Below are 24,943 nucleotides of genomic sequence, written 5' to 3' on the forward strand. Positions count from 1 at the left end.
CTTTGTAATGTGGCGGTGAGGTAAGCCGAAAAGGAGATCGGCATGACGGAGTTCACCCCCACCGTCCCCGCACGGGTCCTGCCGCCCGTCACCGTCCGCGACCTGCCCGAGCCACCCCGATCCAACTGGCGGATCATCGGCCCCGGCCTGGTCGGCGCGGGCGTGGGCCTGGCGTCGGGCGAGTTCATCCTATGGCCGTACATCGCCTCCCAGGTCGGACTGGTCTTCGTCTGGGGCGCCGCGATCGGCATCATCACGCAGTGGTTCCTCAACATGGAGATCGAGCGTTACACCCTGGCCACCGGCGAGACCGCGCTGACCGGTTTCAGCCGCATGTGGCGGCACTGGGGGCTCGTCTTCGTCCTCATGACGCTCTGCTCGAACCTGTGGCCGGGCTGGGTGACCAGCTCCGCCACCATGGTCACGTACCTGACGGGGTCGGGCCAGGGCTCCATCCGGTGGATCGCCATCGGCATGCTCGTCCTGATCGCGCTCGGCCTCACCCTGGCGCCGGTGATCTACACGGTGCTGGAACGGGTGATCTTCGTGAAGATCGCTCTGGTGGTGACGCTGATCGTGGTCGCGATCGTGTTCGCCATCACCTCCGACAGCTGGCTGGAGCTGGGCAAGGGCATGACCGTGGGCGCCCGCTTCCCGGTGCCGGAGCTGGAGTTCGCGGTGCTCATGGGCGCCATCGCCTACGCGGGCGCGGGCGGCGGCCAGAACCTGTGCCAGAGCAACTGGATCCGCGACAAGGGCTTCGGCATGGGCCTGTACGTCCCGCGCCTGGTCAGCCCGGTCACCGGCCAGGAGGAGGCGGCCCCGACGACCGGCTTCCAGTTCGCCCCGACCCGCGAGAACCTGGCCCGCTGGCGGCAGTGGTGGCGCTTCGCCAACGCCGAGCAGGCGTGGACGTTCGCCCTGGTGTCGTTCGTGACGATCGCCCTGATGTCGATGCTGGCGTACTCCACGGTCTTCGGCCGGGAGGGGCTGGCCAACAGCATCGGCTTCCTCCAGGTGGAGGGGCGGGCGCTGCAGGACGCCGTCGGGACGTGGTTCGGCGTGCTGTTCTGGCTGATCGGCGCGCTGGCGCTGTTCGCCTCGGCCATGGGCATCGTCGACTACACCTCGCGCCTGGCCTCCGACACGATCAAGACCGTCTACCTGCGTGACAGGCCGGTGTCGGTCAACCGGATCTACTTCCTGACCGTGTGGGCGCTGGTGCTGGTCGGGATCGTGATCCTGCTGCTGGGCTTCGACCAGCCGCTGCTCCTGCTGGTGTTCTCGTCGAGTTTCGCGGCCGTGATGATGTTCGTGTACTCGATCCTGCTCATCGTCCTCAACCGGCGGGCGCTGCCGCGGGAGATCAGGGTGCGGTCGTACCGGCTGGGGGCGCTGGTCTGGTCGGTGGCCTTCTTCGGGTCGCTGACCGTCCTGACCGTCGTCCAGCAGGCGCAGAAGCTGTTCGGCGGCTCGTGACGAGGACGTCGGCGCGCGGATGAGGGCGGTTCCCGTAAGGGAGCCGCCTTTTTCCGAATATGTCTCGCGAACAGCCGCGATATGGACCCCACATAAAGCCGACAAAAACCATATCAATCGACGCCGGTTTCCTGGCTGGTTACTCTTTTGTCATCGAACGCATCCAGTGCGGAGCCGCGCGTGATCGACGAGAGACCGCCGCAGAGCCGGCCCCAGCGACACCGGCTGATCAGAGCGGTTCTCGTCGTCGCCCCTCCCGCCGCCGCGTTCACCACCTACGGCCTGCTTCTCGACCACCTTTCCGAGAGCTGGTTCAAGGTCGACGTGCTGCGCTACCTGCTGGCGCTGCTCGCGGCGGGGGTCGTCTGGCTCGGGCTGGCCCTGGTGCGCCGGCTTCCCTCGGTCGCCGGCCTGCTCGCCGAATCCCCCGTGATCGGCCCGGCCGCCGGGAGCGGGACTCGCGCCGAGCCGGGCCCCACCGTGCTCGCGCTCGCCGAGGGGGCCAAGCAGCAGGTGCTCGACGCCGTCACCGGGCATCTCGACCATCCGGCGCTGCGCGGCTGGGGCCAGTTCCTCGGCGACGGCGCGCCGCCCAGCGCCACCGGCACCTCCTACGGCCTGCGCCTGGTCCTGGCCCTGGACCTGCGCGACCCCAGGCTCGACCGGGCCATGCTGGTGCGCACCCTGCTCGCGTTGCAGTGCGAGGCCGGCGGCTGGGCGTCCACCAGCCAGCGCGGCGTCGCGCGGCCCGAGGTGACCGCGTGGGCGCTGGGAGCCGCCTGCCGGGCCGGCCTGGAGCGGGACGAGCGGGTCCGCCTGACCGCGCTGCTGGAGGACGTCACCAAGAAGGACGTGTCCGGGCTGAACAAGACGACGGTGGTCACCACGGTGCTGTCCACGCTGACGGAGGTCCCCCCCTCAGCGGCGCTGGTGGCCGAGCTCGCCGACCTCCTGATCACGAGACTCGGGCGCAGGGACGAGCGGGTCGGCTGGGGCGAGACGCTCAGCGAGCGGCAGGTGCCCTCGCTCGCCCACACCGCCAGGGCGGTCGTCGCGCTGCGCCGTGCTGCCGGCGTCCTGCCCCATCACGCCCGTCTGGACGAGGTGATCAGGGCGGGCGTGGGCTGGCTCGTCACCGCGGACGACCTGAGCAACGGGCGCGAGCGCCTGCGACGGCAGGAAGGCATGCAGCACGAGACGCTCACCATCGATCACTTCACGGCCGCGTGGGTCGCCAAGGCGCTGTTGATCTGCGGCGATCCGGATCCGGTGGCGCTGCGGAGAGCCGTCGCGGCGGTGCTCGCCCAACAAGAGAACGGGATCTGGCAATGGGAACAGGGGCCGCGTCCCATATGGATGACCTACCAAGGACTGAGCGTGATCCGCGACTACGCGATGCGCCGGCCGGTCCTGTGAGCAGGATCAGGGTGGGCACCTGGAACGTCCACGAGGGGGTGGGCGCGCCGGGCGGGATCGCCGACGAGTGCGTGCGGCGGGTGCTGGAGGAACGCATCGACCTGCTCGCCCTGCAGGAGGTGCCCTTCCCGGCCGGCTCGCGGCCGTCCCCGCTGCTGCGGGGACTGGCCGAACGGACGCCGCTGCGGCATCTGGCGCACCACGTGCTCTCGCCCGCCTGGCTCGTGGAGGGCCCGGCGTTCTCGGGGGTGGCCGTGGCCAGCCGCTTCCCCATCGGCGCCACCGCCGACGCGGACCTGCCCAATCCGCGGCTGGAGCGTGACGGGCTCCGGTCGTTCGACAAGGGCGGTGTCACGGCCTTCGTCGAGGTCGCCGGGCGGACCGTGGCGATGACCTCGCTGCACATGCTGCCCTTCCACCGGTTCGGCAGGCGGGCCGAGGACCGGGACTTCGTCCACATCTGGGAGAACCTGGCCAAGCAGCTCACTCCCAAGGACGACGAGATACCCGTGATCGCGGGCGACTTCAACACCCCGCGCCGCGATCTGCTGGTCGCGCGGATGCACGTGGAGCTGGCCTCGGCCATCTCCGAGCCGACGCACCGCGGCATGGCCCTGGACGACGTCGTCCATGCCGCCGCCGCGCGCCGGGTCTCGGCGCGGACCGTCGCCACCTTCTCCGACCATCGCCTCTGCGTCGTCGAACTCGATCTGGACTGAGCCATGAACGACCTGGTCACCTGCGTGTCGAGGCTGATGGTGGCCCGGGCGGAGCGGCAGCGGGCGGCCCTGAGCCGGCTGGTCACGCCGTCCGCGCTCGCCGGGCTGCTGCGGGAGATCGCCCGCGACGAGGACGGCCTGCGGCAGATCGCCGCCGACTCCTACCCGCACCCGCTGGGGTTCGACAAGTACGTCCTGTGGTCGCGCTACCCGGCGGGCCGGTTACGGATGCACGTGTGGTGGCCGGGGGACGCGCGCGGCAGGGAACACGTCCACAACCACCGCTTCGCCTTCTCCTCGGTGGTGGTCGCGGGGCTCGTGCGCGCCACGCTGTTCCAACGGGACGAGGGCGGGCGACCGCACACGAGGTACCTCGACAGCACGCCGCTGCGGGCCGACAACTGGGTCCTGCGGCCGCAGGAGGACGTCACCTTGACACCGGCCGCGACGCTGGAGGTGGGCGCCGGAGCCGCCTACTCGCAGGCCGCCCTGACCTTCCATCAGGTGGCGGTGGCCGATGAGCTGACCGTCACGCTCTTCCTGGAGGGCGCGGTGACCAGGTCGTATTCCGAGGTGCTGATCCCGGCCGGGCAGCGGCCGGCGGACCGGGAGCCGCGCAGGCCGTTCTCGCCGGAGGGCCTGCGCGAGCGGTTCGAGCTGCTGAGCGGCGTCCTGCACGGCGGGGCGCGCACCGTGGCCAGGCGCGCGTTCGGCTGATTCCCGCCGGCGGGCGGATCGCGGAAAGAAACCTTCCGCGTCTGCGGGCACACTGGGGGGATGCTGGAGACCTCCGCCCGTCTGCTCAAGTTGTTGTCCCTCCTTCAAGCGCACCGTGAGTGGTCCGGCCCCGAGCTGGCCGCCCGGCTCAGCGTCTCGACCAGGACCATCCGCAACGACGTCGAGCGGCTGCGCGCGCTCGGCTACCCGGTGCACGCCACGCCGGGCGTCGCGGGCGGCTACCGGCTCGGGGCCGGGGCCGCGCTGCCGCCGCTCCTGCTGGACGACGAGGAGGCGGTCGCGGTGGCCGTGGGGCTCGGCCGGGCCGCCGGAGGCGGCGTGGAGGGCATCGAGGAGACGTCCGTGCGCGCGCTGGCCAAGCTGGAGCAGGTGCTGCCGTCCCGGCTGCGCGGCCGGGTGCAGGCGCTCAACGCCTACACCGTCCAGATCCCCGGACGCGCCCCGGCGGTCTCCCCCGAGGTGCTGACCACGATCGCCAACGCCGCCCGCGACCACGAGCGCCTGCGCTTCGACTACACCGCCCACGCGGGCGACGCCACGGTCCGCGACGTCGAGCCGTACCGCCTGGTGCACCGGCACGGCCGCTGGTACCTGGTGGGTTACGACGTCGAGCGGCGCGACTGGCGCACGTTCCGGGTGGACCGGATCCGCCCGCGCGTCCCCGGCGGCCCCCGCTTCACCCCGCGCGAGCTGCCCGCGGACGGCAACGTGGCCGCGTACGTGCAGCGGGGCGTCAGCACGGCCATGTGGCGCCACCGCGCGACGCTCCTGGTGCACGCCCCGGCGGAGCGGCTGGCCGCGCTGTCCTGGCTCGGGCTGGAGGTCGAGCCGCTGGACGGGACGGCCTGCCGGGTCGCGATCGGCGGCGACGACCTGGACGGCATGGCCGCGTGGATCGGCCTCCTCGGCGCCGACTTCGAGGTGCTCGACCCGCCGGAGCTGGCCGAGGCCGTGCTGCGGTTGTCGGAGCGCTACCGGCGGGCGGTCAGCGGCCGGTCAGGGCCCGGTCAGCGGCCGGACGCAGGCTCGCGGGCATGAAGAACATGACGCGCGTGGCCGGCGGGAAGGGCGACTTCCAGCTCGTGCACCACCTGACCCTGTCCGGCGGCCAGTTCGAGATCGGCCGGGCGCTGACCGAGGAGGCCCGCCGGCTCGGCTGGTCCCCCGTGCCGGTGGACCCGGTCGTGGGCCGGGCCCGCCGCACCTGGTTCGAGCGGCACTGGCCGCAGCAGCACGCCCGCATGGACGGCGCGGCGGCGGCCCTCGGCCTCGACCCCGACCAGGACGAGCTGGCCCTCGACGGCCTGAGCTACCTCCCCGAGGGCACGGGCTGCTCGGCCCTGTGGATCCCGCCGTCGGCGGCCACCGACGGCCACGGCAGGGTGGGCCGCACCTACGACTTCTTCCCCACGACCGCCGGCGAGGTCATGGGCGGTGCGCCCCGGCCGCACGAGCTGCCGATGGCCTCCCGCCCGTACGTGATCACCACCGTCCCGGACGAGGGCCCGGCCACGACCGTGATCACCATGAACGACCTGGACGGCTGCATGGACGGCATCAACGCGGCCGGCCTGGCCGTCATGCTGCTGGTCGCCGACATCGAGAACGCCGCCCCGCCGCTGGACGCGACGCCCCAGGTCGGCCTGTCGAGCGTGCAGCTGCCCCGCTTCCTGGTGGAGACCTGCGAGAACGCCGACCAGGCCAAGCAGGCGCTGCTGGGCGCCAAGCACTACGACCACGGCATGTCCCTGCACTACCTGGTGGCCGACGCCCACGGGCAGGCGTTCGTGTGGGAGCGGGGCAGGGACGGCCGCGAGCACATCGTCGAGTTCGGCGACGGCCCGCTGTGCGTCACCAACCACCTGCTGCACCTCAACCCGGACCCGATGAGCCTGCCCGCCGACGGCCCGGGTTCCTTCCGCACCTACGACCGCCTGCGCACGCTGTACGAGCGCAGCAAGGGCACCGCCATGTCCGGCGCGGACCTGCGCGCGGCCCTGCGGGCGGTGGCGCAGCCGGAGGACCCGGCGGCGCCGTTCCGCACCCTGTGGAGCACGGTGTTCGACACCGCCGAGCGCACCCTGTCCACCCGCTTCTACCTGGGCGACGGCCGGCCCTACAGCGACGAGCTGGTGTTCTCGCCCAGGTAGTCGGCGCGGACCTTCGAGCGGGACAGCTTGCCGGTGGGGGTGCGCGGCAGCCGCTCGCGGTACTCGACGACCTTCGGGTGCTTGAACCGGGCGATGCGCGGCTCGCAGTGCGCCAGCAGCTCGGCGGTCAGCCCGGGCCCCGGCTCGGCACCCTCGGCGGGCTGGACCAGCGCGACGACGTTGTGCCCCCATTCCTCGTCGGGCACCCCGATGACGGCCACGTCGGCCACTGCGGGGTGCTCCAGGAGCGCGGCCTCGATCTCGGCGGGGTAGATGTTGACCCCGCCGGAGACGATGAGGTCGGTGCGGCGGTCGCACAGGAACAGGTAGCCGTCCTCGTCGAGGTAGCCGATGTCGCCCGGCGTGTACCACTCGCCGCGCATGCTGGCGGCCGTCTTCGCCGGGTCCTTGCGGTACTCGAAGCGGCTCGTCGAGGACTTGACGTAGATCATGCCGGGCTCGCCGGGCGGCAGCTCCGCGCCGTCCTCGCCGAGGATCCTCGCCTCGAACGTGGGCACCGGCCGCCCCACGGTGCCCGGCCGGGCCAGCCACTCGTGCGGCTTGACCGCGAAGGCGATCGCGGACTCGGTGGAGCCGTAGTACTCGTAGAGCACCGGCCCCCACCAGTCCATGATCTGCTGCTTGACCGCGACGGGGCAGGCCGCCGCCGTGTGGATGACCTGGCGCAGGCTGGAGAGGTCGTACCTGGCGCGCACGTCCGCGGGGAGCTGGAGCATGCGGTGGAACATGGTCGGGACCATCATCGCGTTGGACACCCGGTGGCGCTCGACCAGCTCCAGGATGTTCTCCGGGTCGAAGCGCGGGGTGATGACGACGGTGTGCCCGAAGTGCAGCGCGAACTGGGTGTGCGCGCACGGCGCGGAGTGGTACATCGGCGAGGTCACCAGGTGCGTCTCGTCGCCCGGCCGCAGGTCCACGACCTCGCCGAGGAACCACGCGTACAGCGGCAGGACCGCCTCCGGCTCGGCGCCCGGCAGCGGGCGCTGCACGCCCTTGGGGAAGCCGGTGGTGCCGGAGGTGTACCACATGACCGCTCCGCTGGTGCGGTCGGCGGGCGCGCCGGTGGGCTGCCCCTCGGCCAGCCCGGCCGTGCCGGTCTCGGCGCCGGGCACCTGGAAGCCGGGGGCGGTGACGACGACCCCCGCGTCGCAGTCGCGCAGGATGTAGGCGATCTCGGGCTCGGTCAGGTGCCAGTTGATCGGCACGTAGTAGAGGCCGATCTGACCGGTGGCCAGGAGCATGACCACCGCGTCGATGCCGTTGGGCAGCACGCCCGCCACCACGTCGCCGGTGCCGAGGCCGCGGGCGCGCAGGCCGTGCGCGACCTGGTTGACGCGGGCCAGCAGCTCGCCGTACGTGGTGCGGGTGCCGTCGGTGTCGATGACGGCCAGGCGGTCGGGATGGGCGGCGGCGATGGCGTAGAAACCGGGCGTCTTCTCGAAGTCGAGCACAGTGTTCGTCGCGGTGTTCGTCACAGCGTCCATCACAGCTCCAGCAGCTCCGCGAGTCGGGCACGGTGGATCCGGGGCGGGCCCAGCAGCACCTCGTCGGCCTTGGCCCGCTTGTAGAACAGGTGCGCGTCGTGCTCCCAGGTGTAGCCGATGCCGCCGTGCAGCAGCAGGTGGTCGCGGGCCACCTCGAAGCAGGCGCGGCCGACGTACGCCTGGGCGAGCGCGGCGGCCTCCGGCAGCTCGGCGGGCGCCTCGTCGGCGGCCCAGGCCGCGTACCTGACGATGGACTCGGCCTGTTCGAGCTTGCCGTGCATGTCGGCGAGCTTGTGCTTGACGCCCTGGTAGGAGCCGATGTAGCGGCCGAAGGCGACGCGGATCTTGGCGTAGGCGACGATGGCGTCGAGCGCGGCCCGCATCACGCCGAGCTGCTCGGCGGCCAGCGCCACGCACACCCGCTCCAGGACGCCGTCCGCCCGCGGCCCGAGCACCTTGCAGGGCGCGCCGTCCAGGGCGACCCTGGCCTGGCCGCGGGTGAGGTCGAGGGTGTCGAGGGCGGTCCTGGTGACGCCGGGCGCGGTCAGCTCGACGGCGATCACGACGGGGCCGCCGTCGCCGGCCGCGGGCGTCACCAGCACGTCGGCCTCCATGCCGCTGAGCACCTGCGGCAGCGTCCCGTGCGCGGTCGTGCCCGCGCAGGTGATCTCGTCGCCGGCGGGCAGGCCCAGCGTGGCGGCGAGGCGGCCGTCGGCGATGCCGGACAGCAGCTCCTTGTCGGGCGTGGCCGACAGCGCGATCGCGGCGAACGCGGTGGCCAGGAACGGCCCCGGCAGCAGCGCGGCGCCGGTCTCCTCCAGCACGACCGCCAGCTCGGCGAGGCCGGCGCCCGCGCCGCCGTACTCCTCCGGGACGATCAGCCCGGACAGGCCCAGCTCGCCGTTCAGCCGGGCGTGGACCCGCGGGTCGTGGCCCTCGCGGGCCTTGGACAGCGGCGAGGCGGCGCGCAGGAAGGACCGGACGGACTCCTGGAGCTGCCGCTGCTCCTCGTCGAGTACGAGCTTCACGCCTGCGTCCCCACCTTCAGGTCCTTGAACGGCACGTTCTTGTCCACCCGCGGCTCCGGCGGCAGCCCGAGCACGCGGTCGCCCACGATGTTGCGCATGATCTCGTTGGTGCCGCCGCCGAGCGCCATGCCCGGCGCCATCGACACGGCCTGGGCCAGCGGGTGGCCGGCCAGGGCCGCCTCCGGGCCGACGAGCCGGGTGGCCAGGTCCGCCTGAAACAGCGTCAGCTCGGCCAGCAGCAGCTTGGCCCCGCTGCCGCGCGCCCCGGGGAAGATGCCGGCCCTGGTCTCCTGGGCCAGGCGCTGGTTGAACAGCGCCAGCGCGCGGGTGCGGATGTGCAGCTCGACGAGCTGGTCGCGGACGATCGGGTCGCCGGTGTCCACCACCTCGCGCAGCGCCTCCAGCGAGGCCGGGTGGCCCTTGGAGCCGCCCATGCCGACGCCCGCGGAGATCGACAGCCGCTCGTGCAGCAGCGTCGTGACGGCCACGCTCCAGCCGTCGTTGACCTCGCCGACGCGGTGCTCGTCCGGGATGGTGACGTCGTCGAAGAAGATCTCGTTGAAGTTGGCGCGGCCGGACATGTCCCTGAGCGGGCGGACGGTCACGCCCGGGTGGTGCATGTCCACCACGAACATGGTCAGGCCCTTGTGCTTGGGCACCTCCACGTCGGTGCGGGCCAGCAGCAGGCCCCAGTCGGCGTGGTGGGCGACCGAGGTCCACACCTTCTGGCCGTTGACCACCCAGTGGTCGCCGTCGCGCTCGGCCCTGGTCTGGAGGGCGGCGACGTCGCTGCCGGCGCCGGGCTCGGAGAAGAGCTGGCACCAGATCTCCTCGCCGCGCAGCAGCGGCCGGACGAAGCGCTCGCGCTGCGCGTCGCTGCCGCGCTCGACGATGGTCGGGCCGGTCATGCCGAGGCCGATCGAGAAGACGTAGGTGGGGAGGGTGAAGTCGCGGGCCTCGGCGGCGAAGGCGCGCTCCTCGGCCTGGGTCAGCCCCTGGCCGCCCCACCGCGCCGGCCAGGTGATGCCGGAGTAGCCGGCGTCGTAGAGCTTGGCCATGAACTCCTTGGCCCTGGTGATGCCGTCCCCCTCGGGCGGCCCGTCGTCCGGAGCGTTCTCCTCCAGCCAGGCCCTGGCGGCACGCCGATACTCAGCAAGGTTCACATCGACTCCTCGGTATCAGTGCTCACTTACTCTAATCAGCCCGGTGCCGGGCGCATAGAGCAACGCCCTGGCGGGGGTGACGGCGCGGAAGAGCGGGTAAGGGATGGTTTCCGGCCCTGATCGACAACCGACGGGGACCGGCCGTTACCATGATCATGAAGTTAGTCTGCTGTGAAGAGAGTTACCCGTTGTGACATCTGGTTTCAGCCGATTACGGCGTGAGGATCTCCTGAAGACCGCGTGCGAGGTGATCGCGGACCAGGGCTTCGGCCATACCAGGACCATTGACATCGCCCGGGCCGCGGGCGTCAGCCAGGCACTGCTCTTCTACCACTTCGAGAACAAGGAGCGGTTGTTCGCGCAGGCCTTCATGTACGCGGCCCGCCAGCACATGAGCACGCTGGAGGACATCGAGCAGTCCAAGGCGACGCCGCTGGACCGGCTGCGCAGCCTGCTGCGGATCTGCTCCCCCAGCGTCCAGCCGGAGGGCTGGCGCCTGTGGATCGACGCGTGGGCGGAGGCGATGCGCAATGCCGACCTGGAGGACATCTCACGGCGGATCGACACGCAGGGCCGCCTGCTGCTGCGCGCGATCATCGAGGACGGCTCGGCGGCGGGCGAGTTCACCTGCTCCGACCCGGACGGAGCGGCCTGGCGGATCTTCGCGCTCATCGACGGGCTGGCCATCCAGACGAACGTGCATCCCAAGGTGCTCTCGCGGCGCCGGATCAACGCGCTGATCCGTACGGCGGCGGCGAACGAACTGGGCGTGCCCCTCGAAAAGCTGTGAAACTTCCCCTTTCCGAGTTATTGGACACTTCGTACAATTACTCGGCGAGGAGAGGAGGCACGTGATGACTTCCGCACCGAGCTCCATCACCGCCAGGGAACGCGACGAGCAGGTCGCCGCCCGCAGCGCCTACCGGTCGGTCATCGAACGCCTGTCGAAGGCGTCGGTCGACAAGCACTGGGAGCCGTACCGCGACATCCCCTGGGACGACCCCGACTTCCAGGTGGACCCGGCCGACCCGCGCTGGGAGCTGCCCGAGGTGGACAAGCTGGGCGGCCACCCGTGGTACCGCGGCCTGCCCGCCGGTACCCGGGCGGCCATCGGCCTGTGGCGGGTGGCCACCGCCATGAAGATCGGCCTGCAGTTCGAGAACCTGCTCAAGCGCGGCCTGCTCAACTACGCCTACCGGCTGCCGAACGGCTCGCCGGAGTTCCGCTACGTCTACCACGAGACCATCGAAGAGGGACATCACGGGATGATGTTCCAGGAGTTCGTGAACCGTACCGGGATGCCGATCCGCGGCATGCCGGGGCCGCTGTCGGCCGTCGCGCAGGTCGCGCCGTGGATCCCGCTGATCTCGACCGAGCTGTTCTTCGTGTTCGTGCTGGGCGGCGAGGACCCCATCGACCACGTGCAGCGCAAGGTCCTCAAGGACGGCCGGGCGCACCACCCGCTGGAGGAGACGATCATGCGCATCCACATCGCGGAGGAGGCCAGGCACATCTCCTTCGCCCGGCACTACCTGCGCAACCGCGTGCCGCGGATGCCCGCGTACCGGCGGCTCCTGCTGGGCGTCGCCGCGCCGCTCGTCCTCGGCGTGATGGCCCGCATCATGCTCGCGCCGCCCGGCGCCATGATCCGGCACTTCCGCGTCCCGCCGGACGTCGTCGCCGACGTCTACCTGCGCAACGCCGAGGCCAAGCGGGAGATCCGCGACTCGGTCGGCAAGACCCGCGAGCTCTGCGTCGAGCTGGGGCTGGTCAACGCGTTAACGCGGCGCCTCTGGCGGGTCATGGGCATCTGGGCGGAGCCGCGCCGGTGAGAACCGCGATCGTCACCGGCGGGGCGTCGGGGATCGGGCTGGCGCTGGTCCGGGCGCTGGCCGGGCGGGGCGTCTCCGTCACGGTCGCCGACCTGGCGGAACCCGCCGGCCCGCCCGCGGGAAAGGTGGAGTTCGCCCGCGTGGACGTCACCGACGCCGAGGCCGTCGCCGCCCTCGTCGGCCGGGTGAGCGCCGAGCGGGGGCGGCTGGACTTCATGTTCAACAACGCCGGCATCGCCGTGGGCGGCACCGCGCTGGAGATGACACGCGAGCACTGGGACCGGGCGATCGACGTCAACCTGCGCGGGGTGGTCCACGGGGTGCTGGCCGCCTATCCGGTCATGGCGCGGCAGGGGTTCGGGCACATCGTCAACACCGCGTCGCTGGCGGGGCTGGTGCCGGCGCCGCTGATGCTGCCGTACACCGCCGGCAAGCACGCCGTGGTGGGGCTGTCGCTGGCGCTGCGGGCCGAGGCGGCGGCGCACGGGGTGCGGGTCTGCGTGGTCTGCCCGGGTTTCGTGGACACGCCGCTGCTCGACAACGCCAACCCCGGGCTGCCCGCGACCCGGATCGGCTCGGCGGCCCGGCAGGTGATCGGGCGCGCTCCCGGACGGCTCTACCCGGCCGACGCGCTGGCCGCGGACGTCCTGCGCGGCATCGCCCGCGGCAGGGCGGTGATCGTGGCGCCCGCGTCGGGGCGGCTGGCCTGGCGGCTGGCGCGGCTGTGGCCGGGCGGGGCCGTACGCGTCGCCCGGCTGGCGGCCGGGCTGGCCTCCGGGCCGGACGGGCGCTCGCCCGGCGGCGGCTGACCGGGCGAACGCCGCACGCCTCGCGGGTGGGACCATAGACGGGTTCCAGGCAAGGTTCGATGGAAGGCTTTCGGCTTTGAGGCGGCTACTCACGGTCCTGCTGCTCGCCTGCGCGGCGATGGGGGTCGTCCCTCCGTACGCGGCGCAGGCGCACAACGTCCTGGTCGGCAGCGATCCCGCGGACGGCGCCACGCTGGCGGCCGCGCCGCGGCAGGTGACGCTGGTCTTCGACCAGGCGGTGCGGCAGGGGTACGCGCGGATCGAGGTGACCGGGGCGGACGGGGCGTCCTGGGCGGACGGGGACGCGGTCGTGGCGGCCGAGCGGGTGTCGGTGAAGCTGAAGCCGCTGACCGGGAGCGGGACGTACGTGGTGGGCTACCGCATCCTGTCCGCCGACGGGCATCCGGTCACCGGCAGGCTCACCTTCGTCCTGGGCACGGCGTCCACCACCACCTCGGCCGCCCCGAGCCCGGGCACGGGCACGGGCGCGGCGGGATCGGATGCGGGCGCGTCCTCGGGTGCGGGCGCGTCCTCGGGCACGGGTACGGGGTCGGCCGAGGCCGGTGCGGCGGCGGCCGAGGCGGCGGCGAACGGCGGGGCCGGCATGGCCGTCGTCTGGATCGTCGGCGCGCTGCTGCTGCTCGCCGCGGGCACGGTCGTCGCCCTCCGCCGCGCCGCCCCTTCTCCCGGCGGCTCCTCCCCGGCCGGGCCCTCCCCCGCTGCGCCGTCCGGCGCGAGCACCTCCGGGCCGGCGCCCGGCGCGGGCACCTCCGGGCCGGCGCCCCGCGCGGGCACCTCCGGGCCGGCGCCCGGCGCCTCGGTGCTGGGGGGCGCCGGCGACGAGGGGGCGCGGCCGTGAGCGTCACCGCGCCGCCCCTCGCCCGGCAGCGGACCGGTGGGCTGCTCGTGGCCGGGGTGTTCGGCGTGTGCGCCGTGGCCGCGGCCGTGGCGGCCGGCACGTTCACCGCTCAGGAGAGCGTCCCCGGCATCCCGATGCCCGGCCCGTTCGTCACCGTCGGCCTGCCCGTCGTGCGGGTCCTGCTCGACCTGGCCGCCGTCGCCGTGGTCGGCCTGAGCCTGCTGCCCAAGCTGCTCGGCTTCGACGCCCCCGAGCGCACGGAGCCGGTCCTGCTGCGGGTGCGGCCCCTGGCCGTGATCGCGGCCTGGGTGTGGGCGATCTGCGCCCTGCTGACGATCGTGCTCCAGACGGCCGAGCTGAACCCGGGCGGCGTGCCCACGTTCGGGATGATCGCCGCCTATGTCGGGGACGTCGGCACGGGCCAGGGCCTGCTGTTCAGCGCCGCATGCGCGCTGGCCGCGGCCGGGATCGGGTTGATGGCGGTCAGGTTCGGCGAGAAGGTCCCGGCCGAGCTGCGGGTGATCGTGGCGTTGTTCGGGCTGCTGCCCATCCCGGTGACCGGTCACGCCGTCAACTCGGTCTGGCACGACCCGATCATGATCTCGATGGAGATCCACGTGATGGGCGCGGCGGCGTGGAGCGGCGGCCTGGTGGCGACGGCCGCGTTCCTGGCCCCGCACCGCGACCTGCTGGCCGTGGCGCTGCCGAGGTTCTCCCGGCTGGCCACGCTGTGCCTGCTGCTGGTCGGCCTGTCGGGCCTGGTGACCGGGCTGGGCACGATGGCGCTGACCCCGGGCGTGACCCTGCCGGACGCGATCGTGACCAGCCATTACGGGCTGCTGGTCGTGGTCAAGACGGCGCTGGTGGCCGCGCTGGTGCCGCTGGCGGCGCACATCCGCTTCCGCCTCCTGCCCGCCGTACGCCAGGGCCGGGCCACCGCCCTCGCGAGGTGGGCGACGGCCGAGGTCGGGGTGATGGGCCTGGCGTACGGGGTGGCGGTGGCCATCACCCGCGCCTCGATCGCCTGAGCCACCGCCCGGCACCCGGCCATCAGGCCGGGGTGGGCCTGGTCGGGCCGGACCTGGCTGGGCCGGACCCGGGCGGGCCTGGCCGGGGCGGGGATCAGGCCGAGATCAGGCGGGGACCGGGCGCCGGTTCTGGCGGCGGCCCGGGCGGCGGCCTGCTGGGCGTTCGTCGTCCGGGCCGGCCGGCCGCGGCACACGCCTGCTCGCGACCCACTCGACCGCCAGCCAGATGGCCAGCAGCCCCAGCCCCGCCCACACGGCGGACGACCCGGCCTGCGGAGGCGCGCCCAGCAGCCCCTCCTGGCCCTTGACGGCGCCGTACACCGCGCCCATGATCGCGCTCTGCGCGGCGAGCGCCCCGTACGCGACGGCGGTCACCCCGGCGGCCCCCGCGACGGCCCGCACGACGGGCATCCGTACCAGGAACGCCACGTCCACCATGAGCCCGGCCACGACCAGGAAGAACGGCACCGCCGACGGCGGGAAGCCGGTGAAGGTCAGCAGCGGCCAGATCAGCGTGCGGAAGGCGACGTAGGCCCCGGCCACGAGCGTGGCGGCGCCGAACCGGCCGATCAGCAGCCGCGCCACCACCAGCACCGACAGCCCCGCGACCACGGCGTACACCGGGTAGAGGAAGTCGGGCACCGGCAGGGCGAAGCCGAGCATCATCGTGCGGTCCACCGGCCGCCCCATCTGGTCGGCGGCGAACTGCAGCAGGATCGGCTCGGCGTAGACGGCGTGGTTGTCCCACGCCCCGACCGACAGGATGCCGTACTCCTGGTGCTGCTCGGGGAAGTGCACGTTCTCCAGGAAGAACGCGAGGAACGCGGCCAGCACGAGCGTGCGCTCCCTGCCGGGCGGCGCGCCCAGGAACCAGCCGCGGATCACGCCGGCGATCATGAAGAACGTCCCGACGTAGAGCATCAGGTGGGACGGGCTCCACGAGGTGATGTCGAGCCCGTTGACGCGGTGGTTGATCAGGTCGAGCGGGACCGCGACGAGGAAGATCCCGGTGCCCCACTGGATGAGCCTGAGCGCGAGCCTGTCGACGCCGTAACCGGTGTAGCCGTGGATGATGGTCAGGGCGACCGCGATGGCCGTGCCGGCGGAGTTCAGCAGGTGCGGCGGGGCGAGGTCGTCACGCAGCCACTTGAAGTGCCACGAGACGTCCCAGGCCGAGCCGAGCAGCTTGAGCGTGAGCGCCACCAGCCATCCGAAGTAGAGCACCCTGAACAGGTCGTGCGGCGTCTCGCGGCCTGCCTGGCCTCTGGTCCAGTACGGCAAGGCCCACTCTGTGGCCTTTTTGAAGGATGCTGGAGACTTCACGGGAGTGAATCTTACGGTTCTTCCGGCCCCCGGTTCTCGATGTCCTGATCCTGGCGGACTTCTATCCGCTCACGATCTTCTCCTGCGACAATGAATGACATGCCGTACGAAATCCGGCCAGCCCGTCCGGACGACGCCGAAGCGATCGAAGAGGTCCGCCTCGCGTCCTGGCGTACCGCGTACCGGGATGTCATGCCCGCCGGCCTCCTCGACACCCTGGAGGTGCGGCCCGAGGTCGTCCGCGGCCGGACCGAGGCGCTGGCGAGCGGGCGCGTGTCCGGAGTGGTGGCGGTGCGCGATGGGTTGCGCGGTTTCGCCCTCTACGGCCCCGCGCGGGACGAGGGCCTGACCGGCATGGAGGTGTACGCCATCTACGTGCTGCCCGAGGAGTTCTCGACCGGCATGGGACGCGCCCTGATGACCGCCGCCGTCGAGGACCTGGCGTCGTCCGGGCACGGCGACGTCGGGCTGTGGGTGCTGGCGGACAACCCGCGGGCGCGCCGCTTCTACGAGCGGTTCGGCTTCCGGCCGTCGGGCCGGACGAAGACGCTGCCCGACCCGCCGCTGGAGGAGGTCCACTACCGGCTGGACCTGCCGGTCGCCTGAGCCCCCCGGTCAGCCGGCGCGGCGCGGGCTCAGCCGTACAGGCAGGCGCTTGAGCCCGTTCTGGAAGTTGGACGTGAGGCGCCGCGGCTCGCCGGCCGGCTCGACGTCCCAGCGCAGCAGCTCGCCGAGCACCGCGCGGAACTGCGCGCGGGCCAGGTGCGCCCCGAGGCAGACGTGCGGGCCGAAGCCGAAGCTGACGTGGTCGTTCGGGGTGCGGGCGAGGTCGAGGCGGTCGGGCTCGGCGAAGACGGACGGGTCGCGGTTGGCGGAGGCGTGGTGGACGACCACCTTCTCGCCCGCCCGGATGCGGCGGCCGGCGAGGGTCAGGTCGCGGGTGGCGGTGCGGCGGAAGTGGATGACCGGCGGCCAGAAACGCAGCAGCTCCTCGACGGCGGAGCCCAGGAGGGACGGGTCGGCGCGCAGGCGGGCCAGCTCGGCCGGGTGCTCCAGGAGCGTGAGCAGGCCGCCGGGGATGCCGTTGCGGAGGGTCTCGTTGCCGGCGACGGCGAACAGGAAGAACATGTTCTCGAACTCGCCCTCCGCCAGCCCGCCCCGCCGCATGGCGGACATGACGGACTTGTCGTCCGCCGGGGCCTCGGCGAGGGCGTGCGCGTAGGCGAACATGTCGGCCAGCGCCGCCCTGGACCTGGGGTTCACGCCGGGCCGCGGCTCGGGCCTGGCCGCGACCGCCAGGCGGCCCATCGGGGTGAGCGAGGCGACGTCGGCCGTGGACAGCCCCGCGTAGTCGGCGTCCTGGTAGCCGATGACCCGCGAGGCCCAGTCGTACAGCAATCGCCTGTCCCGCGCCGGGACCCCCATCACGTGGGCCAGCGTCCACACGGGCAGCTCGGCGACCACCTCCACGAAGTCGCACTCGCCCCGCCCGAACAGCGCCGCCGCGTGCTCGGCGATCGTCCGCTCCAGCGCCCGCACCGCGCGCGGGGTGAAGGCCGCCGCCACGATCCGGCGCAGCCTGGAGTGGCCGGGCGGGTCCATGTTCAGCATCATGTCCTGGACGAAGGCCAGGTCGGACGGGGTGTCGGGGTCGCGGATCTGGGTCGCGCCGAGGTGCGAGGAGAAGTCCTCCGGGGTGCGGAGGACGTGTTTGACGTCGGCGTGGCGGAAGACCGCCCAGTAGCCGGGGCCCTCGCGCCACGGGCCGACGGCGGGCTCGGGGATCCAGCGGACGGGGGTCTCGCGGCGCAGGCGGGCGAACAGGTCGTAGGGGACGGCCTGTTCGTACGTGGACGGCAGGAAGATCCGGACCGCTTCCTCTTCCCGTACCGCCATCCGAGCCTCCTCCCGCCGGTCACCCGTCCATGAGCCTTACCCCGAACCTCGGCCGGCGACAAGGCCACGACAAGGCCATGCCGCCATGCCGCCATGCCCCCGCTCCCCTCGTCGTCCACAGGCCGGCCCCGGCCGCGCGCGGTTGTCCACAGGCCGACGGTTCGCGGCTCCGCGCCGGCCGGGCGGCGTGCATGATGACGGCGTGACTTCAGAGAACGTGACACCGGAAACCATGAGCCCGGCAGCCGTCGAGGCGATCCTGCGTGCCAGCTTCGCCCCCTGGGTCCAGCGGCTCGGCCTGCGGGTGGAGGAGGTGGGCGAGCGGCGCACCGTCGTCCGCCTGCCCTGGTCCGGCGAGCTGGCGCGCGAGGGCGGCGGCCTGTCCGGGCAGGCGATGATGGCCGCCGCCGACACCGCCACCGCGCTGGCGATCTGCGCGGCCCGGGGCGGGTTCGTGCCGATGACGACGGTGCAGCAGTCCACGACGTTCCAGCGGCCGGTGGCGGGCCACGACGTGCTGGTCGACGTCCGCATCACCAAGCTGGGGCGCACGCTCGCCTTCGCCGAGGTCGCCCTCACCGCCGAGGGCGCCACGGAGCCGGCCGCCCGCGCCTCGACCGTCTACGCCCTCCTGGGGTGAGCCGCGAGCCCTGTCCTGGATGAACCGCGAACACTGTCTCAGGGATCTCTCAGGTCCGGAAAGTAGGCTCTCCGCATGAAGCGTGTGGCCGCGCTGGTGGCGGCACTCGCCCTGATCGGGGTGGCGACCTGGCTGGTCTTGCCGTCCGCTCCGCAGGTGCGAGGTCAGGACCAGGTGATCAGTGTCGTCGACGGGCCGGCCGATGACCAACAGGTGCGACTCGACTCCACCTTCTTCCCGCCCGCGGGCGGGGGGAGGGCGCCGGTCGTGCTGCTCGCCCACGGGTTCGGCGGCAGCAAGCAGAGCGTCAGGCAGCAGGCGACGCGGCTCGCCCAGGACGGCTACGCGGTGCTGACGTGGTCGGCGCGCGGCTTCGGCCGCTCGACCGGCGAGATCGCGCTCAACTCGCCCGACTACGAGGTCAAGGACGTCAAGCAGCTCATCGACTGGGTCGCCAAGCGGCCGGAGGTGCGGCTCGACGCCGCGGGCGACCCGCGGGTGGGCATCGTGGGCGGCTCGTACGGCGGCGCGATCGCGCTGATGACGGCGGCCTTCGACCAGCGCGTGGACGCGATCGTCCCGCAGATCACCTGGGCCGACCTCGCCGACGCGCTGTTCCCCGACGACGCCGTCCAGGCCCCCGCGAGCGCCGCGGGGGGCTCCACCGGCACCGGTCTCGGGCATCCCGAGACCGGCGTCTTCAAGCGCATGTGGTCGGGCATCTTCTTCGGCCGCGGCCTCTCCCTCGACGGCTTCGCCCAGCAGGGCCAGAGCCAGGGCGACCAGGGGCAGGGCGACCAGGGGCAGCGCGGCCAGGGAGAGGACGGCCGGGGAGAGGGCGGCCAGGGGCGGGGCCAGGCGGCCGCGCCGATGTCGCCCCAGGAGGCGCGCTGCGGCCGGTTCCTGCCCGCGATCTGCGACATCTACCAGCAGGTCGCCAAGGACGGCCGGGCCACCCCCGAGGCGATCGCCCTCCTGCGCGCCTCCAGCCCGATCGCCGTGGCGGGCCGGATCAAGGCCCCCACGCTGCTGCTCCAGGGCCAGCGCGACTCCCTGTTCCCGCTGAGCCACGCCGACGCCAACGCCAAGGCGATCGCCGCCGCCGGCACCCCGGTCAGCCTCGCCTGGTTCGACGGCGGGCACGACGGCGGCAACGGCGAGGCCGACTGGCTTCACGAGCAGACCTCGGCCTGGCTGGCCCGCTACCTCAAGGGCGAGGGCTCGGCACAGGCCGCGCCGCCGGTCAGCGCCTTCACCGTCACCCGTGACGGCGGCCGCGACCCCGGCACCCGCCAGCGCATCAGGCTGCACCCGGAGGCGTCCTCCTACCCGGGCCTCGGCGGCACCGGCACCACCACCGTGCAACTCGGCGGCCCGGAGCAGAGCATCGTCAACCCGCCGGGCGGCGCCCCCGCCTCGATCTCGACCGTGCCCGGCGTGGGCGCCCTCCTGGGCGGCCAGAACGGCGGCGTGTCGCTCGACATGCCCGGCCAGAGCGCGGCGTTCGAGTCCCGGCCGCTGACCGCGCCGCTCCAGCTCACCGGCAGCGCCACCGCCCAGGTCAGGGTGTCGGGCAAGGGCGAGGCGACGCTGTTCGCCAAGGTGTACGACGTGTCCGAGGGCTCGCAGCTACCGGTCCTGCCCGGCGGGCTGGTGGCGCCGTTCCGGGTGACGATCCCCGACGGCGCGGGCAGCGTCGTGGCCACGGTCACCCTGCCCGCCGTCGATCACGGCTTCGCCGCCGGCCACCGGCTGCGGCTGGTGGTGACCACGACCGACATGGGGTTCGCCACGCCGGCCGAGCCCGCCACCTACCAGGTGTCGCTGGCCGCCCCCGGCCTCACCGTCCCGACGGTGCCCGCGCTGACCGCCGCGCCGGCCGGGATCGCCTGGTGGGTGTGGGCGATGCCGCTGGCCGCCGTCGTGCTCGCCGCCGTCCTGCTCGCCACCGGCCGGGCCTCGTCCCTGGTCCCGTCCGGTGCCCGCCCGCGCGGGCGCGCCCGGCCCGCGGACCTGCACGCGGACCTGCCCGTGGACCTGCCCGTGGACCTGCCCGCGGACGACCGGCCCGCCGCCGTCGCCCCGGCCCCCGACGTGGACGACGGCGACGGCGGGCGGCGGCCGGTGCCGCTGGAGATCAAGGGGCTGACGAAGGCGTACCGCAACGGGGAACCGGCCGTGGACGGCCTGTCGTTCCGCGTCGAGCAGGGTCAGGTCCTGGGCCTGCTCGGCCCCAACGGCGCCGGCAAGACGACCACGATGCGGATGATGATGGGCCTCATCCGCCCCGACGGCGGCGAGATCCGCATCTTCGGCGAGCCGGTGACGCCGGGCGCGCCCGTGCTGTCCAGGCTCGGCTCGTTCGTCGAGGGCCCCGGCTTCCTGCCGCACCTGTCCGGCCGCGACAACATCGAGCTGTACTGGGCGGCGACCGGCCGCCCGCCCGCCGACGCGCACTTCGAGGAGGCGCTGGAGATCGCGGGCCTGGGCAAGGCGCTGAAACGTGCCGTACGCACCTACTCGCAGGGCATGCGGCAGCGGCTCGCCATCGCCCAGGCCATGCTCGGCCTGCCGGACCTGCTGGTGCTCGACGAGCCCACCAACGGCCTCGACCCGCCCCAGATCCGGGAGATGCGCGAGGTGCTCAAGCGCTACGCGCGCGAGGGCCGTACCGTGATCGTCTCCAGCCACCTGCTCGCCGAGGTGGAGCAGACCTGTAGCCACGTCGTGGTCATGCACCGCGGGCGCCTGGTCTCCGCGGGGCCGGTGTCGCGGCTGCTCACCTCGGCCACGCCCGCCAACGGGCACGGGCCGCGCCTGGAAGACGTGTTCCTCGACCTCATCGGAGACAAGAGATGACCGCCGCGCCGGGTTACGCACCCCGCCGCACGCTGCCGCTCCGGGTGGAGATCGTCCGGCAGTTCAAGCGGCGGCGGACGATCGCCATGTTCGGGCTGCTGCTCGCGCTGCCGTGGGTCCTGGTGATCGCCTTCCAGTTCGGGCCGCAGTCCAGCGACCAGGGGCCGTCGCTGCGCATCTCCGACCTGGCGACGCAGAGCGGCCTCAACTTCGCCGCCTTCGCCCTGTCGGTGTCGGCCAACTTCCTGCTGGTGGTCGCGGTGGCGCTGTTCTGCGGCGACACCGTGTCCAGCGAGGCCAACTGGTCGTCGCTGCGCTACCTGCTCGCCGCCCCGATCCCCCGCGACCGGCTGCTGCGGCAGAAGCTGATCGTGGCGCTCGGCTACTCGGCGGCGGCCGTGATCTGCCTGCCGCTGATGGCGCTGCTGGCCGGCACGCTGGCGTTCGGGTGGAACGACATCCAGGTGCCCGTCACGGGCGAGATCATCCCGGCGCTGGACATCCTGCCGCGCTTCGGCATCGTGATCGGGTACGCGCTGGTCAGCCAGCTCGTGGTGGCCGCGCTGGCGTTCCTCCTGTCTACCGTGACCGACTCCCCGCTGGGCGCGGTGGGCGGGGCGGTCGGGCTGTGGATCGTCTCGACGATCCTCCAGGCGGTCGAGGCGCTGGGGGCGCTGCGGGAGTTCCTGCCCACGTTCTGGAACGCCGCCTGGCTGGACGCGCTCGCGCCGGAGCTGGACTGGAGCGGCATGGTCAAGGGGGCGTCGATCTCGATCACGTACGCGGCCGTCCTGATCGCCGTGGCCTTCCGCCGTTTCCGGCGGAAGGACGTGGTGAGCTGAGCGGCGGGCGGGGTTCAGGCGGTGAGGCCGCCGTAGGCGGCGAGCACGATGCCGAAGCCGCGCTCGTCGGTGAGGCCGCCCCCGTCGATCATCCGGTTCATCACGTACGCCACCACCATCCGGGCGTCGAAGTCGATGAACACCAGGGAGCCGCCCCACCCGCCCCACCCGCAGGTACGCCCGCCCTCGCCGTAGAGGCCGTACCCCAGGCCGTAGCGCATGGGGACGCCGAGCAAACGGTCCACGCCGTGGTACTGCTGCTCCAGCGCGCGCTCGCAGCCCGCCGGCGACAGCAGGCGGACGCCGTCGGCCGTGCCGCCGCAGGCCAGGACCGACTGGACGGCGGCGACGGAACGGGCGTTGCCGTGCCCGTTGCCGGACGGCAGCTCGGCGCGGCGCCAGGCCGCGGTGTTCGCGACGGCGGGATCGATCACGGGGCTGAGCGGCTCGCCGGCACCTCTGCCGCCGGTCGCGGCCGCCGGTCGCGCGGGCTCGGGCGGGATGATCGGGGCGACGCGGGGGTCCTCCCGCTCGGGGAGGCCGATGTGGAAGTCGGCGCCGAGAGGGGCGGCCACCTCCTCGGCGAAGAAGGCGCCCAGGGTGCGGCCGGTGATCCGGCGGACCACCTCACCGACCAGGAAACCCTGCGTCACCACGTGGTAACCGCACTCGGCTCCCGGCCGCCAGCGCGGCGTCTGGGCGGCCAGCAGGGCGGTGGCCCTGTCCCAGTCGTACAGGTCCTCGACGGTGAGCGGCGCGTCGAAGCTCGGCAGCCCGGCGGTGTGGGACAGGAGGTGCCGGACCAGGACCCCGGCCTTGCCCGCCGCCGCGAACTCCGGCCAGTACGCGGCCACCGGCGCGTCGAGGTCGAGGTCCCCGCGGTCGGCGAGGATCAGCGCGCACAGGGCCGTCATGGTCTTGGTCGTGGAGAAGACGTTGGTGATGGTGTCGCATTCCCACAAAAGGTCGCGCTCCGGGTCGGCGTGACCCGCCCACAGGTCCACGACCGGTTCGCCGTCCACGTACACGGCGGCCGAGGCGCCCACGTCGGCGCCGCTCGCCAGGAAGCCGGCCAGCGTCTCGCGTACCTCGGTGAAACGGCCGTCGCACGTGCCGTGGAGCTCCGTCATGGGACGGAACGTAGCTCCGCCGTCTCTCGCCGGGCCACTGGTTTACGGGAGTGCCGGTGCGCGGGTGACGCGGGTGGGGCGGAGGTGCGCGAGAGGACCGATCCGGGGTGATCCACGGGGCGGGCGCGGGCGTATAGGTGAGGAACGGGTGGGACAGGACAGGGGCATCGGCGTCGGACGGGGAGTCCGCCATGGGGAACCTTTTCGGTACGTTGAAACGCCGGGTGGACGCCAACGCCAGGCGGGTCGTCGAGGCGTGCGTCGGGGAGATCGCCGACTACCACGCGATCGAGCCCGTGGCGCGGGCGTCGATGATGGACTTCGCGGTGATCATCCGCCGGCGTACGGCGGAGCTCGTCGCCTCGGACGAGCCGCTGCTCGACTCCGACCTCGCCTTCATCAGGGCGATCGGTGAGCAGCGGGGCGCGCAGGGGGTGTCGGCGGCCGGGCAGCGGAACGCGCTCGCCCTGCACGCCGCCCTGACCATGCGCGAGATCGCGGAGGCGGCGGGGCCGTGGGACCTGGACGACACCATGCACCTGCTGGACTGGCTGTCCCGGCACGGCCGGGTCGCCCAGGCGGCGCACACCGGCGGGTACCTCGTGGGGCAGGGGCGGCTGGTGTCCGCCGTGGCGCGGGCGCAGCTCCTCGCCACGATGCTGCTGTACGACGATCCGGCGGCGCCCGAGCTGGCGCGCGGTCTCGGGCTGCCGGTGTGCGGGCGGTACCTGGTGACCGTGATGCGGGTCGCGACCGGCGGCGGTGGCGGCGGGGTGGCGGTGCTGGCGGAGGAGGACCGGGAGGAGGTGGTCCGGGTCCTGCTGGAGGAGCATCGGGTGCCGGTGGGGTGGTCGGGGGCGGACGAGTTCGTGGCGCTGGTGCCCTGTGACGGGGCTCGCGACGGGACTCGCGACGGCGCTCGCGACGGGACTCGCGACGGCGCTCGTGACGGGATCGGTGACGGGACCCTTGGCGCGGGAGGTGACGGCGGGGGGCGGGGCGGGCGGCCCGGGACGGTGCAGGGCGTGGAGGCGGCGCGGCGGCGGGCGCTGGCGATCGGGCGGGACTTCGCCGCCACGGCCGGGCGCAGTTGCGCGGTGGGCACGGCCGACGGGCCGCTGTACCGGCTGGCGCCGGCGGCCGCGCTGGCGCGCAGGGTGAGCCGGGTGGCGCCGGTCGAGCGGGTGCCGCGCCGCGCGTACGCGGTGGCGGACGTCTTCGCCGAGCTGGGAGCCGTGCAGCACCCGCAGGTGGACGAGTGGCTGCGGGAGGTGGCGCGGCGCCTGGCCGGCGGGCCGGATCTCGTCGCGACGCTCGACGCCTACTACCGCAACGACATGAACCGGCTGCTCACCGCCGCCCAGCTGCACGTGCACCCGCGCACGCTCGACTACCGGCTGCGGAGGGTGCGGGAGCTGGTGGGCCTCGACCCCGGGTCCACGCGGGGGGTGCGGGTCCTGAGCACGGCGGTGACGCGGCTGCTCGCGGGCTCCTGGCCGGACGACCTCCCGGCGGGCGGCCGGTAGT

Annotated in this window: 22 protein-coding genes; 16 read left to right on the forward strand and 6 right to left on the reverse strand. The window is 73.2% G+C overall.

Annotated features, from left to right (window positions below):
• The first annotated feature begins 42 nt into the window (after positions 1-42).
• The 6 genes from AB0H75_RS14140 to AB0H75_RS14165 all read left to right on the forward strand — a co-directional run bounded on the left by AB0H75_RS14140 (position 43) and on the right by AB0H75_RS14165 (position 6,502).
• Positions 43-1,479 (forward strand): Nramp family divalent metal transporter, encoded by a 1,437-nt coding sequence (locus tag AB0H75_RS14140; protein WP_367795753.1) that lies wholly within the window; start codon positions 43-45, stop codon positions 1,477-1,479.
• Between the two features lie 180 nt (positions 1,480-1,659).
• The gene (locus tag AB0H75_RS14145) at positions 1,660-2,895 is read left to right on the forward strand and encodes a hypothetical protein (protein ID WP_367795756.1); all 1,236 of its coding nucleotides are present in this window, start codon (positions 1,660-1,662) and stop codon (positions 2,893-2,895) included.
• Positions 2,892-3,614, forward strand: a complete 723-nt coding sequence (locus AB0H75_RS14150; protein ID WP_367795759.1) for an endonuclease/exonuclease/phosphatase family protein — start codon at positions 2,892-2,894, stop codon at positions 3,612-3,614. The genes AB0H75_RS14145 and AB0H75_RS14150 overlap by 4 nt, the downstream gene beginning before the upstream one ends.
• A 3-nt stretch (positions 3,615-3,617) precedes the next feature.
• Positions 3,618-4,331, forward strand: a complete 714-nt coding sequence (locus AB0H75_RS14155) for a hypothetical protein (RefSeq protein ID WP_367795762.1) — start codon at positions 3,618-3,620, stop codon at positions 4,329-4,331.
• A 60-nt stretch (positions 4,332-4,391) separates the two neighbouring features.
• Positions 4,392-5,390, forward strand: coding sequence for a helix-turn-helix transcriptional regulator (locus AB0H75_RS14160; RefSeq protein ID WP_367795765.1), 999 nt, complete (start codon positions 4,392-4,394; stop codon positions 5,388-5,390).
• Positions 5,387-6,502, forward strand: coding sequence for a C45 family autoproteolytic acyltransferase/hydolase (locus AB0H75_RS14165; protein ID WP_367795768.1), 1,116 nt, complete (start codon positions 5,387-5,389; stop codon positions 6,500-6,502). Before AB0H75_RS14160 ends, AB0H75_RS14165 begins: the two co-directional genes overlap by 4 nt.
• Here AB0H75_RS14165 and AB0H75_RS14170 read toward each other — a convergent pair.
• From AB0H75_RS14170 to AB0H75_RS14180, 3 genes are read right to left on the reverse strand one after another with little or no spacing between them, the layout of a single operon-like run.
• Complete coding sequence (locus AB0H75_RS14170) at positions 6,469-8,007, reverse strand: AMP-binding protein (RefSeq protein WP_367795771.1); 1,539 nt, start codon at positions 8,005-8,007, stop codon at positions 6,469-6,471. The two genes, AB0H75_RS14165 and AB0H75_RS14170, sit on opposite strands and share 34 nt — an antisense overlap.
• A complete protein-coding gene (locus tag AB0H75_RS14175; RefSeq protein WP_367795774.1) occupies positions 8,007-9,035 on the reverse strand; it encodes an acyl-CoA dehydrogenase family protein in 1,029 nt (342 codons plus the stop codon). Before AB0H75_RS14175 ends, AB0H75_RS14170 begins: the two co-directional genes overlap by 1 nt.
• Positions 9,032-10,198, reverse strand: a complete 1,167-nt coding sequence (locus tag AB0H75_RS14180; RefSeq protein WP_367795776.1) for an acyl-CoA dehydrogenase family protein — start codon at positions 10,196-10,198, stop codon at positions 9,032-9,034. The genes AB0H75_RS14175 and AB0H75_RS14180 overlap by 4 nt, the downstream gene beginning before the upstream one ends.
• A gap of 190 nt (positions 10,199-10,388) precedes the next feature.
• Here AB0H75_RS14180 and AB0H75_RS14185 point away from each other — a divergent pair, with 190 nt between their 5' ends.
• From AB0H75_RS14185 to AB0H75_RS14205, 5 genes are all read left to right on the forward strand, one after another.
• Positions 10,389-10,988, forward strand: coding sequence for a TetR/AcrR family transcriptional regulator (locus AB0H75_RS14185; RefSeq protein WP_367795779.1), 600 nt, complete (start codon positions 10,389-10,391; stop codon positions 10,986-10,988).
• 64 nt (positions 10,989-11,052) lie between these two features.
• Positions 11,053-12,030 (forward strand): diiron oxygenase, encoded by a 978-nt coding sequence (locus AB0H75_RS14190; RefSeq protein WP_367795782.1) that lies wholly within the window; start codon positions 11,053-11,055, stop codon positions 12,028-12,030.
• Entirely contained in the window at positions 12,027-12,839 is an 813-nt protein-coding gene (locus AB0H75_RS14195) for an SDR family NAD(P)-dependent oxidoreductase (RefSeq protein ID WP_367795785.1), read from the forward strand. The genes AB0H75_RS14190 and AB0H75_RS14195 overlap by 4 nt, the downstream gene beginning before the upstream one ends.
• A 76-nt stretch (positions 12,840-12,915) precedes the next feature.
• Positions 12,916-13,698, forward strand: a complete 783-nt coding sequence (locus AB0H75_RS14200) for a copper resistance protein CopC (RefSeq protein WP_367795788.1) — start codon at positions 12,916-12,918, stop codon at positions 13,696-13,698.
• Positions 13,695-14,726, forward strand: coding sequence for a copper resistance D family protein (locus tag AB0H75_RS14205; RefSeq protein WP_367795791.1), 1,032 nt, complete (start codon positions 13,695-13,697; stop codon positions 14,724-14,726). The genes AB0H75_RS14200 and AB0H75_RS14205 overlap by 4 nt, the downstream gene beginning before the upstream one ends.
• A gap of 105 nt (positions 14,727-14,831) precedes the next feature.
• Here the strand turns inward: AB0H75_RS14205 and AB0H75_RS14210 are convergent, their stop codons facing one another.
• Entirely contained in the window at positions 14,832-16,007 is a 1,176-nt protein-coding gene (locus tag AB0H75_RS14210) for a hypothetical protein (protein WP_367795793.1), read from the reverse strand.
• A 141-nt stretch (positions 16,008-16,148) separates the two neighbouring features.
• Between AB0H75_RS14210 and AB0H75_RS14215 the strand changes: the two genes are divergently transcribed.
• Positions 16,149-16,655 carry an N-acetyltransferase family protein gene (locus AB0H75_RS14215; RefSeq protein ID WP_367795795.1) on the forward strand — a complete coding sequence of 169 codons (507 nt, stop codon included), beginning with the start codon at positions 16,149-16,151 and terminating at the stop codon, positions 16,653-16,655.
• 9 nt (positions 16,656-16,664) lie between these two features.
• On the opposite strand, the gene AB0H75_RS14220 is transcribed toward AB0H75_RS14215, so the two are convergent.
• Entirely contained in the window at positions 16,665-17,945 is a 1,281-nt protein-coding gene (locus AB0H75_RS14220) for a cytochrome P450 (RefSeq protein ID WP_367795798.1), read from the reverse strand.
• A gap of 232 nt (positions 17,946-18,177) precedes the next feature.
• Here AB0H75_RS14220 and AB0H75_RS14225 point away from each other — a divergent pair, with 232 nt between their 5' ends.
• The 3 genes from AB0H75_RS14225 (at position 18,178) to AB0H75_RS14235 (ending at position 22,286) form a co-directional block, all read left to right on the forward strand.
• Positions 18,178-18,585: a PaaI family thioesterase gene (locus tag AB0H75_RS14225; RefSeq protein WP_367795801.1), complete on the forward strand. Its 408-nt coding sequence runs from the start codon at positions 18,178-18,180 to the stop codon at positions 18,583-18,585.
• A 75-nt stretch (positions 18,586-18,660) separates the two neighbouring features.
• Positions 18,661-21,444 carry an alpha/beta fold hydrolase gene (locus AB0H75_RS14230; RefSeq protein WP_367795803.1) on the forward strand — a complete coding sequence of 928 codons (2,784 nt, stop codon included), beginning with the start codon at positions 18,661-18,663 and terminating at the stop codon, positions 21,442-21,444.
• The gene (locus AB0H75_RS14235) at positions 21,441-22,286 is read left to right on the forward strand and encodes an ABC transporter permease (RefSeq protein ID WP_367795805.1); all 846 of its coding nucleotides are present in this window, start codon (positions 21,441-21,443) and stop codon (positions 22,284-22,286) included. Before AB0H75_RS14230 ends, AB0H75_RS14235 begins: the two co-directional genes overlap by 4 nt.
• 14 nt (positions 22,287-22,300) lie before the next feature.
• Here the strand turns inward: AB0H75_RS14235 and AB0H75_RS14240 are convergent, their stop codons facing one another.
• Entirely contained in the window at positions 22,301-23,416 is a 1,116-nt protein-coding gene (locus AB0H75_RS14240; protein WP_367795807.1) for a serine hydrolase domain-containing protein, read from the reverse strand.
• Between the two features lie 191 nt (positions 23,417-23,607).
• On the opposite strand from AB0H75_RS14240, the gene AB0H75_RS14245 reads away from it, so the two are divergent.
• Complete coding sequence (locus AB0H75_RS14245) at positions 23,608-24,942, forward strand: helix-turn-helix domain-containing protein (RefSeq protein WP_367795809.1); 1,335 nt, start codon at positions 23,608-23,610, stop codon at positions 24,940-24,942.
• The last annotated feature ends 1 nt before the right edge of the window (position 24,943 follow it).

It is taken from the genome of Nonomuraea sp. NPDC050783 (genome assembly GCF_040802095.1).
Lineage (GTDB): Bacteria > Actinomycetota > Actinomycetes > Streptosporangiales > Streptosporangiaceae > Nonomuraea.